Annotated in this window: 12 protein-coding genes; 5 read left to right on the top strand and 7 right to left on the bottom strand. The window is 64.4% G+C overall.

The genetic code is table 11. The features are described from left to right. Nucleotides 1–133: 133 nt before the first annotated feature. Genes FG95_RS18720 through FG95_RS18730 form a run of 3 tightly spaced genes read right to left on the bottom strand, consistent with a single transcriptional unit; the run spans nt 134 to nt 2,675 of the window. The gene (locus FG95_RS18720; protein ID WP_037557825.1) at nt 134–1,147 is read right to left on the bottom strand and encodes a histone deacetylase family protein; all 1,014 of its coding nucleotides are present in this window, start codon (nt 1,145–1,147) and stop codon (nt 134–136) included. After that, nucleotides 1,144–1,722, bottom strand: coding sequence for an FMN-binding negative transcriptional regulator (locus FG95_RS18725; RefSeq protein WP_037557827.1), 579 nt, complete (start codon nt 1,720–1,722; stop codon nt 1,144–1,146). The genes FG95_RS18720 and FG95_RS18725 overlap by 4 nt, the downstream gene beginning before the upstream one ends. Next, on the bottom strand, nt 1,719–2,675 hold the full coding sequence (locus FG95_RS18730; RefSeq protein ID WP_052182517.1) for an alpha/beta hydrolase: 957 nt from the start codon (nt 2,673–2,675) through the stop codon (nt 1,719–1,721). Before FG95_RS18730 ends, FG95_RS18725 begins: the two co-directional genes overlap by 4 nt. A gap of 176 nt (nt 2,676–2,851) precedes the next feature. Here FG95_RS18730 and FG95_RS18735 point away from each other — a divergent pair, with 176 nt between their 5' ends. Further along, the gene (locus FG95_RS18735) at nt 2,852–3,610 is read left to right on the top strand and encodes an AraC family transcriptional regulator (protein WP_037557830.1); all 759 of its coding nucleotides are present in this window, start codon (nt 2,852–2,854) and stop codon (nt 3,608–3,610) included. 57 nt (nt 3,611–3,667) lie between these two features. Here FG95_RS18735 and FG95_RS18740 read toward each other — a convergent pair whose 3' ends face one another. Together FG95_RS18740 and FG95_RS18745 are read right to left on the bottom strand one after the other, a co-directional pair. After that, entirely contained in the window at nt 3,668–4,081 is a 414-nt protein-coding gene (locus FG95_RS18740) for a DUF2147 domain-containing protein (protein ID WP_037557832.1), read from the bottom strand. Then, the gene (locus FG95_RS18745; RefSeq protein WP_037557835.1) at nt 4,078–4,935 is read right to left on the bottom strand and encodes a metal-dependent hydrolase; all 858 of its coding nucleotides are present in this window, start codon (nt 4,933–4,935) and stop codon (nt 4,078–4,080) included. Before FG95_RS18745 ends, FG95_RS18740 begins: the two co-directional genes overlap by 4 nt. A 161-nt stretch (nt 4,936–5,096) precedes the next feature. Here FG95_RS18745 and FG95_RS18750 point away from each other — a divergent pair, with 161 nt between their 5' ends. Then, nucleotides 5,097–5,723 carry a TetR/AcrR family transcriptional regulator gene (locus FG95_RS18750; RefSeq protein ID WP_037557838.1) on the top strand — a complete coding sequence of 209 codons (627 nt, stop codon included), beginning with the start codon at nt 5,097–5,099 and terminating at the stop codon, nt 5,721–5,723. 6 nt (nt 5,724–5,729) lie between these two features. Here the strand turns inward: FG95_RS18750 and FG95_RS20010 are convergent, their stop codons facing one another. After that, nucleotides 5,730–6,725 carry a FecR family protein gene (locus FG95_RS20010; protein WP_052182518.1) on the bottom strand — a complete coding sequence of 332 codons (996 nt, stop codon included), beginning with the start codon at nt 6,723–6,725 and terminating at the stop codon, nt 5,730–5,732. Beyond that, the gene (locus tag FG95_RS18760; protein WP_037557841.1) at nt 6,722–7,234 is read right to left on the bottom strand and encodes an RNA polymerase sigma factor; all 513 of its coding nucleotides are present in this window, start codon (nt 7,232–7,234) and stop codon (nt 6,722–6,724) included. Before FG95_RS18760 ends, FG95_RS20010 begins: the two co-directional genes overlap by 4 nt. Nucleotides 7,235–7,566: 332 nt before the next feature. On the opposite strand from FG95_RS18760, the gene FG95_RS18765 reads away from it, so the two are divergent. The 3 genes from FG95_RS18765 (at nt 7,567) to FG95_RS18780 (ending at nt 14,435) form a co-directional block, all read left to right on the top strand. After that, nucleotides 7,567–10,827, top strand: a complete 3,261-nt coding sequence (locus FG95_RS18765; protein ID WP_037557844.1) for a TonB-dependent receptor domain-containing protein — start codon at nt 7,567–7,569, stop codon at nt 10,825–10,827. Nucleotides 10,828–11,433: 606 nt separating this feature from the next. After that, nucleotides 11,434–11,904, top strand: a complete 471-nt coding sequence (locus tag FG95_RS18775; RefSeq protein ID WP_037557849.1) for a hypothetical protein — start codon at nt 11,434–11,436, stop codon at nt 11,902–11,904. 290 nt (nt 11,905–12,194) lie between these two features. Beyond that, nucleotides 12,195–14,435 carry a hypothetical protein gene (locus FG95_RS18780; protein WP_152567712.1) on the top strand — a complete coding sequence of 747 codons (2,241 nt, stop codon included), beginning with the start codon at nt 12,195–12,197 and terminating at the stop codon, nt 14,433–14,435. Nucleotide 14,436: the final 1 nt, after the last annotated feature.

A 14,436-nucleotide genomic window follows, 5' to 3' on the forward strand; every position in this document is an offset into this window, starting at 1 on the left:
TCATCGTCACCCCGGACTTGATCCGGGGTCCATGACTTCAGCGCCGCCGGGATCCCGGATCAAGTCCGGGATGACGAAAAGATGGAAACCGACGAACGTTGGCAATGGCAGCTCTCTCTCTCCAGAGCTGACCCTATTCCACAAATCCCGACAGGAATGCCGCGACATTCTTGCCGAGGTCGCCGACCGCGTAGCCGCCCTCCATCACGATCAGCGTCGGGATGCCGAGCGCGGCTATGCGGCCCGCCAGCTCGACATAGTCGGTGCGCTCTAGCGCGAAGCTCGAGATCGGGTCGCTGCTGTGCGTGTCGGCGCCGAAGGACAGGACGAGGAGTTTCGCGCCCCAGTCCGCAATCGCGGCCAGCGCGGCGTCGAGCGCGGGCGCATAGCTTCGCCCGTCGGTGCCGCGGGGCAGGGGGAGGTTGAGCGTCGCGCCTTCGCCCGCGCCTTCGCCGCGCTCGTCGGCATGCCCCCAATAGAAGGGATAGTCGGTGCGCGGGTCGGCGTGGATCGAGGCGAAAAAGATATCGGGATCTTCGTAGAAGATGTCCTGCGTCCCGTTGCCGTGGTGATAGTCGATGTCGAGGATCGCCACCGGGCCAAGGCCGCGGTCCCGTGCCGCGCGCGCCGCGATCGCGGCGTTGTTGAGGTAGCAATAGCCGCCCATATAGTCGCGTCCGGCGTGGTGGCCGGGGGGGCGGCAGAGCGCGAAGGCGTGTGTCTCGCCGCTCGTCGCCAGATGGTCGAGCGCGGTCAGCGCGCCCTGCGCCGACCAATAGGCCGACTGCCAGGTTCGCGCCGCGATCGGCGTCCCGGCGTCATAGCTGTAGGCGCCGAGATCGGCATCGATGCGCCCGAAACTCAGCGGCCGCCGCCGCCTGACCGGAAAGGTGTAGCCGATCGCATCGCCATTGCGGCCTGCGGCGATCCAGTCGCGATGCGCGCGTTCGAGGAAGGCGAGATAGCCGGCGTCGTGCACGGCGAGCAGCGGCGCCATGCCGAAGTCGCGCACTGCGTGCCAGTCGGTGAAAGCCTCGACGATCGAACGCGGCCGCTCGATATTTTCGGCATAGGGCACCCAGTCGCCATTATGCAATTCGCGTGCCGGCGCGTGGGCCATCTGGCGGTCGTCGAAGAAAAGCTTCACCTGTCTGCCTGTCCTTCCATCCACGCCGCGAGCGTCCGGTCGCTATGGCCCGCGACGATCTCGGCAAAGCCACCGGCGCTTTCGTCCTGCCCGAGCTTGAAGCTGTGCTCGGCCGAGCGGACATGCGCGCGAAAGGCGATGATCTGATCGATCATCTTGGCATAGCGCGGCCCGAGGTTCGCTGTCGACCAGGTGCCGTCTTCCATCTTCGCGACGAGCCGCTCGATGGCCTCCTTGGTTTCGCCCTCGACGAACTCGATGTCGACCGTGAAGCGCAGCACGGCATAGTTCCACGTCGGCGCCCAGTCGGGCTTCGACAGCAAGGCCGTCGGGACATAGGCCTGGGGTCCGGTGAACAGGATCAGCCCGCGCGGGTCGGTGCGGAAATCGGCGACGAGCGGGTTGCGCCGCGCGCAGTGACCGAACAGCGCCGTCACCGCTCCGTTCGCGTCGGTCTCGGCGATCAGCGGCAGCGGGCTCGCGTGAAAATCGCGCGAGACGAGCCACGCGAGCGGATAGCCGGCGATCAGCCGGCCGACGTCGGCGGCGTCGCGCGGATCGTAGAGCGAGGTCATATTTTCAGCGTATCACGGATCCACGCCGCCTGCTCGTCGAGCGCGCGGTTCGCGAGCGGCGCGATCGACATGGCTTCGAGGAAGCTGTGCGTCGCACCCCCGTAGGTGACGGTACGGGTCGGGACGCCGGCTTCTTCGAGCTTGCGGGCGAAGGCGTCGTTGCAATCGACGAGGATGTCGCATTCGGCGATCGCCAGGAACGCGGGCGGGAGCCCGGTCAGGTCGGCGCGCAGCGGCGCGACGAGCGGGTCGGCGAGCTGCTCGGGCCCGTCGATATAGGCGGCCCAAAAGGCATCCATCTCGTCGGCCTCGAGCGAATAATCGCCCGCGCCGAAGCGTGCATAGCTGGATGTGCGTTCGGGCGCGAAGGCGCCGTAATTGAGCAACATTGCGGCGGGCAGCGGGCGTCCGCGCTGGCGTTGCAGCAGGCAGGTCGCGACCGACAGATTGGCGCCAGCCGAATCGCCGCCGATGAGCACGCGGTCCGCGTCGAGGTTCAGCGCGTCGGCCTCCGCACCGATCCAGTCGAGCGCGGCGGCGCATTGCTCGAGCGCGACAGGGAATTTGCTTTCGGGCGACAGGCTGTAATCGATCCCGATCACCGCTATTCGCGCGCGCGCCGCATATTCGCGCATCAGCCGGTCGTGGGTGTCGATGCTGAACAACATCCAGCCGCCGCCATGGATATAGAGCATGACGGGGAGCTTTTCGTCCGCGACCGGACAGTGGAGGCGCAGGCGGACGCCTCCCATATCCATTTCGCGGGTCTCTGCCATTATCGGGCCACCCTCGCGCCACGGCCGGCGCACGCGTTCGGCGACCGCGCGGCGCAGCGCCATGCTTGCACCGGCCGGAGCTGCATGTTCGGCATAGGCGGCGTTGATCGCATCGACGAAGCGGCGGATGTCGGGGTCGGCCATGTCGTCCTGCATGGCACTCAAGCCCTTTGACATGATTGGTATATCCTCTCGAAACGATCCTTTGATCGTCTGATAGCTTTTACAGGCTCGCTTCTATCGCCCAAACGGGCCAATCACCGCACGGGACAGGCCAGTGGAGGCTGCGCGGCTGGTCAGCGCGGCGTTCGGCCTATATGGCGTATTTGTCCAATATCTGCGAGGATCGGGCCATGAAGCATAGTGTCGATGTCCTGACAGCCGGCCGGCCGGTGATGGCGCTGCAGGATGAATATCCCGCGGGCTTCGTCGACCCGATGCACAGCCACGACCATATCCAGATCCTCTATGCCTCGGCCGGGGTGATGTCGGTGCGCACGCCCGAGACGAGCTTCGTGATCCCGCCGCAGCGTGCGGTATGGCTGCCCGCGGGCACGCGGCACGAGGTCGCGTGCCGCGGCCCGGTGTCGCTGCGCACGCTCTATCTGCCGTGCGCGGGGCACGAGCATGAGAAGCAATGCCGCGTGTTCGAGGTGTCGAACCTCGTCAAATCGCTGATCCTCGAGGTCGTCGATTTTCCGGCGCTCTATGATGTCGACGGGCGCGAAGGGCGGATCATCGCGCTGCTGCTCGACGAGATCGCCCGGATGCCCAACGCGCCCTATCAGGTGTCGATGCCGTCGAATCCGCGGCTGCTGCGCGTCTGCAACGCGATCATCGCCGACCCGGCCGACCCGCGCGACATCGACGACTGGGCGGCGCTCGCGGCGATGGGGCGGCGCACCTTCACGCGCAGCTTCAAGCAGGAAACGGGAATGGGGCTCGCCGTCTGGCGGCAGCAGGTGCGGCTGATGGAAGCGCTGTCGCTGCTCGCGGCGGGCGCGTCGATCACGCAGGTCACCTATGATGTCGGTTATGACAGCCCCAGCGGGTTCGCCGCGATGTTCCGCCGCGCCTTCGGCGTCCCGCCGAGCCAGTATCTGAAGCATTGAGGGCGATCGCGCTAGATTGAAACACTGCCTTCCTTATCTCGTCAATAGGATCGCGCTCTATCCGGTGCGGGTCCAGATCTTGGTGCGGCAGAAAAAGGCGATGCAGCCCTTGAGCTCGAGTTTGCCGTTGGGAAGCAGTTTGAGCCGGCCGTTCGCGGCGCCATCGCCGGTTTCCGGGTCGTAAACGGGGCCGCCCTTCCATTCGGTCGGGCCGCCGGTGAAGCCGTTGAGGACGACGAGGCCCTTGATTTTGCGCTGGCGCAGCTCGGGGTCCGAATTGCGCACGTCGCGGAGGTCGGGGTTGGCGCGCAGGCGTTTGGCGTCGACCACCTTGCCGCACAGCGCCTTGCCGCAGCGATAGATTTCGACGCGCCCGCCCTCACTGCCCGTCGCCCAGACGCCGGTGATGTCGGCCGCGGCGGCGGGCGTAGCGAATGCGGCGGCGGCGAGAAGGATGAGCGCCCGCCTCATGCGGCCAGCTCCTTCGCCTTGCCGCCTTCGAGCAGGCGGAGCGCCTCTTCGAGCAATGGCCGGTCGTCGAGCTCCCACGGATGGAACCCCGGCTTCATATAGGTGAAGACGCCGCGCAGCAGCGCGCGCATCAGCCCGTCGCGGCCATAGAGCCATGCCAGCAGACCTTTCCATGTCGCCCAATTGTTGTGGCTGTCCTGCGCGAGCAGGTCGGCGGTGTTGCGGAAGATAACATAGTGGAAGCGCATCGTCGTCACGCACATCACCGTGCTGCGCTTCAGCCAACGGCGCAGCGGGGTCATCGTCCGCGCGGCGTGGAGATAGGTGTCGAAGGCGACGGCCTTATGCTCGATCTCCTCGATCGCGTGCCAGCGCCACAGCTGCCGCGCCTCTTCGGCCGCGCCGCCCAGATGGACGGGGTTGGCGAGGGCATCGTGCGCGAGCGTCGCGGTGAAATGTTCGAGCGCGCAGGTCGCGGCGAGTTGTTGGATCGGCGAGCGGCGCTTGACCCAGGCGATCGTCCGGCGCGCGCGATCCTCGGCCGACGCGATGTCGAAGCCCGCGTCCTCGGCCTGGCGGTTGAACACGACATGTTCGCGGCTGTGCATCGATTCCTGATAGAGGAAATCGTCGATCTGGCCGCGCAGCGGCTGGGGCGTGCCCTCGCGATAATGGCGCACCGAAGTCATGAAGAATTTCTCGCCGACCGGGAAGGTCGACGACAGCGCGTTGAAAAAGGCGGTGCGGCCGGGGTCGCCGCTGTGCCACCAGCGCGGCGGCGGCGTCTCGCGCCCGAATTTGAGGTCGCGCTTTTCGATCCGGATGTCGTCGGGGGTGCGGAGGGGGATGGTCATCGTGCAACCTTTCTGCGATCAAAGTTACATTAACATCAATGTATATATCATGTGATTTCCGAAACGGCAAGCGGGACGATGAGGGTGACAATCCGCCGCTTTCGGGTAAGGCTTTTGAAGCGAAGGCCGTCGCGGGGCGCGGGGCCGCAAGGAAATTGTGCATGTACAAGCAAGCGCGGCCGCACCAGAAACGGCGCAAGCGTTCGGGGGCCGAGGTTCGCGAGGAGGGGTTGGCGGCGGCACGCGGGCTGCTCCTCGATCGCGGGCCCGCCGCGGTGACGCTCGCCAATGTGGGGCAGGCGATCGGCATGTCGCACGCCAATGTGCTCCATCATTTCGGCTCGGCGGCGGGGCTGCAGTCGGCGCTGATGGAATCGATGGTGCGCGACCTGACCGACGCGCTCGGCAATGTCGTCGAACTCATGAAAACCGACAGCGCCGCGCCGCGCGCGGTGGCCGACCGCGTGTTCGACGCTTTCGACAAGGGCGGCGCGGGGCCGCTCGCGGCGTGGATCATCCTGTCGGGCGACGTCGAACATCTCGAACCCGTGCGCGCCGCGGTGCGCGCGCTGGTCGAGGCGATTGTCGGCCAGTCGACCGACGAAGCCGCACCCGACCGGGTGCGCGCGGCGGTGCTGATGATGGCGGTGACCGCTTTCGGCGACGCCGTCATCGGACCGCATGTTCGCGATATGCTCGACCAGCCCGACGACGCGATGCGCGACCTGATCGCGCGTATCCTGCCGCTGTTCCTGATTCCGACGGGAATTCCCCCCGCTGCGGCCTGACCGGCACTACTCGTTTCCTGACAGGACAATCTGATCGTCGGTCGTTGAGACCCGGCGCGCGATGCCGTTCAATTCCATCGCCTTGACAAAAGCGTCGACATCGCCCGCCTGAAACACGCCGACGACCTGCTTTTCGGGTATCTTGCCGTCCTTGAAGATGAGCTTTCGCGGCGAATAGCGATTCATTTCGGCTACCGCTTCGGACAAGGGGTCGCGCATGAAGATCAGGCGTCCCTCGGTCCAGCTCGTCTCTTTCGCGACATCGACGCGGCTGAGCGTCCAATTATGGTCGGCGCCGATGACGAGCTGGCCGCCGGGCACCATGTCGGTGCCGCTGCCCGACCCGGATTCCGTCTCCTCAACCCGCACTTTCCCCTCGGCGAGCGTGACGACCATGTTGCCATGCTCGAAGCTGACCTCGAAGGCGGTACCGATCGCGCGCACGCTCTTCCCGCCGGCGTTTACGATAAAGGGTCGCGACGGATCGGGAGCCACGCGAAAGAAGGCGCGTCCGGCGACCAGATCGACCCGGCGCTCGCGCGGTGTTTCGTGTAGCCGCATTTCGGTTTCGGCATCGAGCGTCACGACCGAGCCTTCGGGAAGGGTGACGGTCGTCGTCTGGCCGACGCCGGTGCGGAACTGCTGAGCCTGTGTCGTGCCGAAGCCCGGAAAACCATCGAGATAGGCCATCCAACCGAGCGTGAAGACCAGCAGCAGCGAGGCCGCCAGCGCCAGATGTCGGCGCCAGCCGGGCCGCCGGTGTCCCGTTTCGCCATCGAGCGCAGGCGGTGCCAGCATTTCGGCTTCCTGTGGAATCGTTCCGGCGATCAGCCAGGCGCGCTCGACGAGCCGATAGGCGTCGCGATGGGCGTCGGACTGATCGAGCCAGTCGAGGAAGCGAAGCTCGTCGTCGACCGTCATGTCGCCCGACCGTTCGAGGTTGAACCATTGCACCGCCTCGGCGCGGAGCGCGGCGCGGGCGAAGGCGTCGTTGCCGCTCACAGGTCGGGCTCCATTTCTTCGACGATGCGCACGAGCGCGCGGTGCATCAGCTCCTTCACCGCCTCCTTGGAAATGCCCATCCGCTGGGCAATCGCCTGATAGGTCAGATTTTCGAACCGGTGATATTGAAAGGCCTCGCGTGCGCGCGGCGGAAGATTCTGGATCGCCTCGAGCACGCGGCGATATTCCTGCTGGCCGATCACGATGCGTTCGGGCGACCGTTGCTCGGCGATTTCGAGGCCGTCCTCGAACTCGTCGTGCAAAAGGCTCGCGCGCGCCTTTTGCCGGCGGTGCCGGCTGATCAGCGCGTTGCGCGCGGCGGTGAACAGATAGCGTTCGACATTGTCGATCGGCGCGCTGAGCTGTGCCGATTGCAGGCGCAGGAAAACCTCCTGCACCAGATCATCGACATCGGCGTCGTCGGCGCGACGCCGGAAATAGCGGCGCAGGCCCGGGCCATAGGTCGCCATCCATGCGGCCAGATCCCGGTCCTGTTGCGGGACAGCCATCGTCAATAATGATCCTGACAAAACAGGCATTGCGAGATGCTCCCAGCCCTACGCGTCATCCCGGCATCGTCCCCAAAACGGTCATTGCGGCTCCACTCTGTGCTGGAGTTAACAGGGTAGACGCGGGAAATTCGCAAGAGGGGGGATAAAAACGCGCCCGCCGACTAATTTTCCTAACGACCCGTTCACCGGCGTAGATATTAACATTGTTGAAAATATTATTCGACCGATCCCCCCATGTCTGAAAATGGGGCGTCTATCCGAATGGCGTCGCATCGAACGCCGGAACAGCGGGACATGAATCCCGCAGCACAGGGTGAGGGAGAGGGGACATGCGGGTTCGTGCATGCAATTTGCGCAAATTTCTGTTGAGTGGTGCGGCGATCGGCTGCCTGGCGTTGTCGGGCAATACGGCGCTGGCGCGCGAACATGTCACGAGTTACCGCATTCCGGCGCAGTCGCTCGACCGGGCCCTACGCGACTTCGGCGTGCAAAGCGGCGCGACGATCCTGGTCGATGCGGCGATCGTCAACGGCAAGCGCACCGCGGGCCACAGCAAGCGGTCCGACCCCGAAACGGCGCTGCGCGCGCTCTTGCTCGGCACCGGCCTCGGCTATCGCCGCGACGGCGACGTCTTTGTGGTGACGCGGGAGGGAAACGTAACCCCGCTCGCCGCCGGCGGTGAGATCGAGGACGATACTGAAATCGTCGTCACGGCGCAGAAGCGCGAAGAAAAGATCAGCGACGTGCCGATCGCGATCAGCGCCTTCACGCCGAAGGCGCTCGACGACCACAAGATCGAGAGCGGAGCCGAACTGGTGCGCGCGGTGCCCAACGTCAATTTCTCGAAAAGCAATTTCAGCGGCTATGACTTCACGATCCGCGGCATCGGGACCAAGGCGATTTCCGCATCGAACGACCCCGCCGTCGCGGTGAGCTTCAACAACACGCCGCTGATCCGCAACCGCCTTTTCGAAGCCGAATTTTTCGACCTCGAGCGCGTCGAGGTACTGCGCGGTCCGCAGGGCACCCTCTACGGCCGCAACGCGACCGCGGGCGTGGTCAACGTCATCCCGGCGCTTCCCGACGACAGTTTTGGAGGCGAAGTGAAGGCCGAGGCCGGCAGCTTCGAAACGCGGCGCCTGTCGGGGATGCTCAATGTGCCGATCACCGACACGCTGGCCGTCCGCGTCGCGGGCGCGATGACGAAGCGCGATGGCTTCGACTATAATACGTTCACGCAGCAGCGGATCAACGGCCGCGACCTGTGGTCGACGCGCGCATCGGTCCAGTGGGAGCCGAGCGACCGGTTCAAGGTCAATGCGATCTGGCAGCATTTCGAGGAAGACGACAACCGCTCGCGCACCGGCAAACAGCTATGCACCACCGATCCCGGCGTGGCGCAGGTCGGCGATATCGCGGTGCCCGAATTCCTGCAGAGCCGGTTCAGCCAGGGGTGCCAGTCGGCGTCGCTCTATGGCGATGCCGCCTTTGGTGCGCCGAATGCGAAGGCGCTCGCTTACGTCATGTTCCCCCAGATCAACATGAGTATGGGCCGGGATCCGACCGTTGCGACACGCCGCCCGCTCGTCTTTCCAATTCCTCGCAATTTCGATCCTTATGGCGATGTCGTCCAATCGCGCGACTTGCGGGAGGTCGCGACGAGTTATGACCCCGTCTTCCGCGCCAAGAATGATGTGTTTCAGTTCAACATGGAACTAGGCCTTGGCGACGATCTGAAACTCGTTTCGCAGACCGCCTATGCGCGCGATCGCTATTATTCGTCGCAGGATTATAATCGCTTCGTCTCGGCGCCCGTTTTCAACGATTCGGCGGTGCTGGTTCAAAATTCGTCGGGCCCGCCCCAGCCGGTAACCGTTCCGGGGCCGACCCCGGGGGGTATCTTCACCGATCCGCAACTGGGGGCGTCGGATCGTATCCTGTCGGCCGATCTCAGCCGGTCGCGCAATCGCCAATGGACGCAGGAACTGCGGCTGCAATCCGCCTTCGACGGCCCGTTGAACTTCAACATCGGCGCCAATTATCTCGATTTCAAATCGCAGGACGACTATTTCGTATACAACAACCTGTTCACCTTGATCGCCCAGTATAACTATAATGGCGCCAGGGAGGGCGGCGGCTCGATAACCCGCAACTGCGGCGAAGGAACGCCGACAGGCCGTGAATGCGTCTGGGTCGATCCCAATCCGATCGGCGAAGGACCCGAGGACGGCCATAATTATTTCCGCAGCAAGAATCCGGTACGGACCAAATCGCAGGCGATATTCGGCGAGCTTTATTGGCAGGCGGCCGATGACCTGAAAATCACGCTGGGGCTGCGCTATACGCGTGACAAGAAGATCGCGACACCGGTCCCCAGCCAGTTGCTGCTCGGCGCGATCGAAAATGACCCCACGAGGGGTGGCCCAATCTCAGGCGGCACGATCAGCCGCGGTTTCCGCGAGTTTCCCGAAATCCGACAGAAATGGAACGCGGTGACCGGGCGGCTGGTCGTCGACTGGAAGCCCGACCTGTCCTTCACCGACGACACCCTCCTCTATGCCTCGGGATCGCGCGGCTACAAGGGCGGCGGCGCCAACCCGCCGCGCGCCGATATCGACCAGAAGGTGATTCAATATCAGCCGCTCCCCGAAACCTTCAAACCCGAATATGTGACGGCGTTCGAAATCGGGACGAAGAACAGCTTCGACGGCGGCCGGTTCACGCTCAACGCGGCCGCCTTCTTCAACGCCTATCAGGATTATCAGATTTCGCAGATCGTCGACCGCATCTCGCTCAACGAAAATTTCAGCGCCAAGACCTGGGGGCTCGAGCTCGAGACGGCGTGGCGGCCCTCGCGCAACTTCCGGCTCGACGCGACGCTCGGCCTGCTCGACACGCGGATCGACAAGGGCGCGAAGTCGATCGACGTGATGGACCGGACCCAGGGCAATCCCGACTGGATGCTGCTGCGGCCATGGCTTCAGGTTCCCTCCAACTGCATCGCGCCCAAAGCTCTCGTCGAACGGATATTGGATTTTGATCGGGTGCCCGAGGATTTCAAGCTGCTGATGCTCTCGGCGCTATGCGCCGGGTCCGCGCGTTACGGCACCTTCAATCCGGAGCTCCCGGGCGTTAATCCCGCGTTCCAGTTCGATCGGCTGCTGGGCTTCACCTATAATCCGCTGACCGATGCGCCGAACGGCGGGAAGGGCTTTTATGCCGACCTCGGCGGCAACGAGTTGCCCAACGCGCCGCATTATACGTTCAACATCGGCGCCCAATATAGCGTCTTCCTCGAAGGCGGCGACTGGGTGCTGACCTTCCGCGGCGACTATTATCGGCAGGGCAAGAGCTATGCGCGGGTTTTCAACACCGAATATGACCGGCTGAAGGCGTGGGACAATGTCAATCTGGCGGTCAACCTCGCACGCGGCGAAGGCGATTTCGCGCTCCAGCTCTATGTCAAGAATCTGTTCGACAAGGCGCCGATCACCGGCACCTTCACCAACAGCGACGACACCGGCCTCAGCACCAACGTCTTCACGCTCGACCCCCGCATCGTCGGCCTGAACGCCACGGTGAAGTTCTAGGAGGGCCATCGACGGGACCTGGCTGGTCGAACATCTGGCCGAAGAGGCGTCGCGAAGGGGACACGGCGCCGGCTCGGAACAAGCGATATTGGAGGGGTGTCGGTTTCTCCGTGCAATCGGACCGCGCGAGTATCACGAACCTCTCCCCTGGGGCCGCCGCTCGTTATCGACGGCGGCCTCCGTTTTTTTATACGCGATAGGAGGGCGATGCGCCTGAACCCGGTCGGATCATGGCTCTCGCTCCATGGTCGGCAACGAGGTTAAGGCGTCAGAGCATCGTGCGTTTAATATGATCCATTCGCCCTGAGCTTGTCGAAGGGGCGTTCTTCCTTTCTGCCGTCAAAAAAAACGGTGCTTCGACAAGCTCAACACGAACGGGTGTTGGGTGACGATGCAGATTTGGCGCACGGCGCTCAAGAAGATTGGCAGACATCTGCGGGCGATGGTAAATTTCTTCGAAACCCTATTCGATGTCACTACCAAAATACTAAAAATGCGTATAAAAAATGTCGCGCTCCATCCCCCCTCTTTCGCATCGCGTGCGTCATAGGAGTCGGGAGGCATCCCGCCTTTCCAAATCAACATCGACTAGGAAGAGGAAGTGTCATGAACAAATTCACGGCCCTGATGGGAACCGTCGCAGCGCTCGCCATGCCCTTCGCTGCCAATGCGCAATCGTTCAGCGGCAACGCCAACGGCAGCAGCGGCTATGCCGATCTGGAGCAGACCCTTCGTGTGACCTGCGACGTCACCTTCGACGGAACGGTCACGTCGAGCACCACCGTCGCGATTACATCGCCCGATATCGCGCCGGGCGATTTCAGCTGCTTCGCCGTCGTCCCGCAGGGCACCTGGTCGGCCGCTACGGTCCCGGGCGATGCCACCAAGGTCGACATCACCATGGGCGCCAACACGATCGCCAACGACCCCTGCTATGGCACCGTTCGCGGCGACTGGAACAACAGCACCAAGGTGCTGACGATCACCAACAAGACGCTGCCGCCGATCGATCCGAACGGCAACACCTGCACGATCCACGATGCAAGCATCTCGATCCCCAACCTGAATCTCTCCTAAGTCCGGTTGGGAGGTGGCCGGGCTGAACCCTCCGTGCCCGGCCACATCAATCAGTGTATGGCTTCTCGCCGCTGCGACCGTCGCCGTTCCCGTCCGCATTCGACTTTGTCGGCGGCCGGGGGGCGGCGGTCTTAGCGCACTCGATAATCGGTTACGAACGGAGGTTTAGGGCCAGGGAATCGCGAAGCCGGATGCGGGAAAGGGAAGCAGCGCGCAAAAACGACGCGGACGATCCATCGGGCCCGTCCGGCGGGCGCGAGGCCTTCCGCAATCCCGGATGGCGTTGTGCGGTGCTGCTGGCCTCGATGTGCCTGTGGCCGTTCGTTGCTGCAGGCGCGCAGGACCTGCCTTCTGCCGGGGCGCTATCGCCGGACGCCGCCGACGGCGAGGCCGTCGCAGTCGGCGATGATCAGGAGATCGTCGTCACCGCCCGATATGGCGAGGCGCTCGTCGAACCCGAAATCGAGCTCGACGAGTTGCAGATCGATTCCTATGGTGCCTATTCGATCGGGGAACTGGTGCGCCGCATCACGCCGCTGACCGGGCGACCCGACGAACGGCCCATCATTCTGATCAATGGCGAGCGCGTCGATTCGATTCAGGATTTGGCGAGCTTCCCGCCGGCCGCGCTCAAGCGTCTTGCGATCCTGCCGCCCGAAGCCGCCGGGCGATACGGCTATGCGGGCAACCAGCGCGTCGTGAACCTCGTCCTCAAACGACATTTCGTGTCTTGGGAGGCGCAGGCCAGCGTTAAGGCGCCGACCGCGGGGGGCCAAATTGGCGGCAGCGGATCGGCGGGGCGTTTCGTCATCGACGGCAAGGCGCGGTGGAGCGCGCAGGTCCAGCTTGCGGGCGAGAGCGCGCTGTTCGAAAGTTCGCGCGCCTCGTCGCCACCACGGGCGGATGACGACGCCTTTCGGTCGCTGCGTCCCGCGACGGAGCAGATGTCGGTCTCCGCGGGGCTTACGCGGCCGATCGGGCGCTTCAGTGCTTCCTTGAGCCTCAACGCCGCGGCAAGTGGCAGCCGGCAATCGCTGGGCCTGGCGCAGACCGACCCCGGCGCGCGCGCGCCGGTCCTGCTCGGCAGGCAAAATTCCCGGAATCTCGGTCTTTCGACCAGCTTGTCGGGGCCTCTCGCCGGCGGGCGCGCGATCTTCAGCGCCAACTATACGCGCGTCTGGGCGAACGGCCGCATCGACCAGCCCGACGGGCTGTCGCCCGAAGGATTCGCTACAAGCCGCAACCGGTCGGTGAGCGAAAACTTGAGCACGCGGCTGACCTACAACCGATCGATCGCCGACCTGCCGGCCGGGCCGTTGACGGCGACGCTGACGGCGGGAATGAACCGCAACCGCACGACCAGTCGGTTCAGGAACGGAATAGACGATGACGACCGCACCGTCCGCGTGGGACAGGACCGATATGACGGCCGGCTGTCGTTCGCGGTGCCGATCGCCAGTCGAAACGAAAACCCGCATTCGCTGCTCGGTGACCTGGCGCTGGACTTCGCCGGCGGTCTGACCTTCGGTTCCCGCGAGACGTCGCGTCCGCGGTTCGAGCTGGGCGCGAACTGGAGCCCTGTTCCCGCACTCCGGTTCGACGGATCGGTCAGCTTCGCCAAGCTCGCGCCATCGCTCGATCAATTGACCGCCCCTTATTCAGAAGAGGTGCGACGCGTTTACGATTTCGCACGACAGGAAATCGCCGAACCGGTCTGGGTCACCGGCGGCAACCCCGATCTGGGATCGGGCCGACGTCGCACCTTGTCGCTGGGCGCCACTTTGCGTCCGTTCGATCCCCGGCTGCTCTCGCTGTCGGTCGAATATCGGGGACAGCAGTCGACGGGTGGCGCGGGCGGATTTCCCGGGGTTTCGCTGGCGGTCGAAGTCGCCTTTCCCGACCGGTTCGTCCGCGATGCGGCGGGGCGCCTGATCCGGGTGGACGCCCGGCCGATCCGGATCGTGCGCGACACGACCGAACGGCTGAACAACAGCCTGACGCTGTTGCTTGCACCGGGGCGGAAGGAGGAAGGCGCCTCCGCTGCGTTGACGGGTCATCCCTGGCAATTCACCCTGTCTGTGAACCACGGCTGGTTGCTGCGCAGCGAACTGCTGACCAGCCTTGGCGCCCCCGTGATCGACCGGCTGGACGGCGATACGGCGCAGTCGCGGCACAATGTGAGCGTCCAGCTTGTGGCGGGCAAACCGGGCATGGGCGTGACGCTCGACGGCAATTGGCAGAGCGGATTCCGGCTCCGCGCGCCTGCCGGATCGGATGGCCAGCCGGATTATCTCCATCGCCCCGTGACGACGCTGAACCTCCGCCTCTTCGCCGAGCCCGAGCGCCTGCTGCGAACGCCGGAGAAGCCAGAATGGCTTTCGGATCTGAACATCTCGCTCGAAATCCGAAACCTGTTCAACAGCTATCGGCGCGTGGTGCTGGACGACGGGAGTGTTCCGGCGGGGTATCGGCGCTATGATGTGGACCCGCTCGGGCGCACGATCCAGCTTTCGGTACGGAAGCGGTTTTGAT

This window comes from Sphingopyxis sp. LC363 (assembly GCF_000756385.1).
Classification (GTDB): domain Bacteria; phylum Pseudomonadota; class Alphaproteobacteria; order Sphingomonadales; family Sphingomonadaceae; genus Sphingopyxis.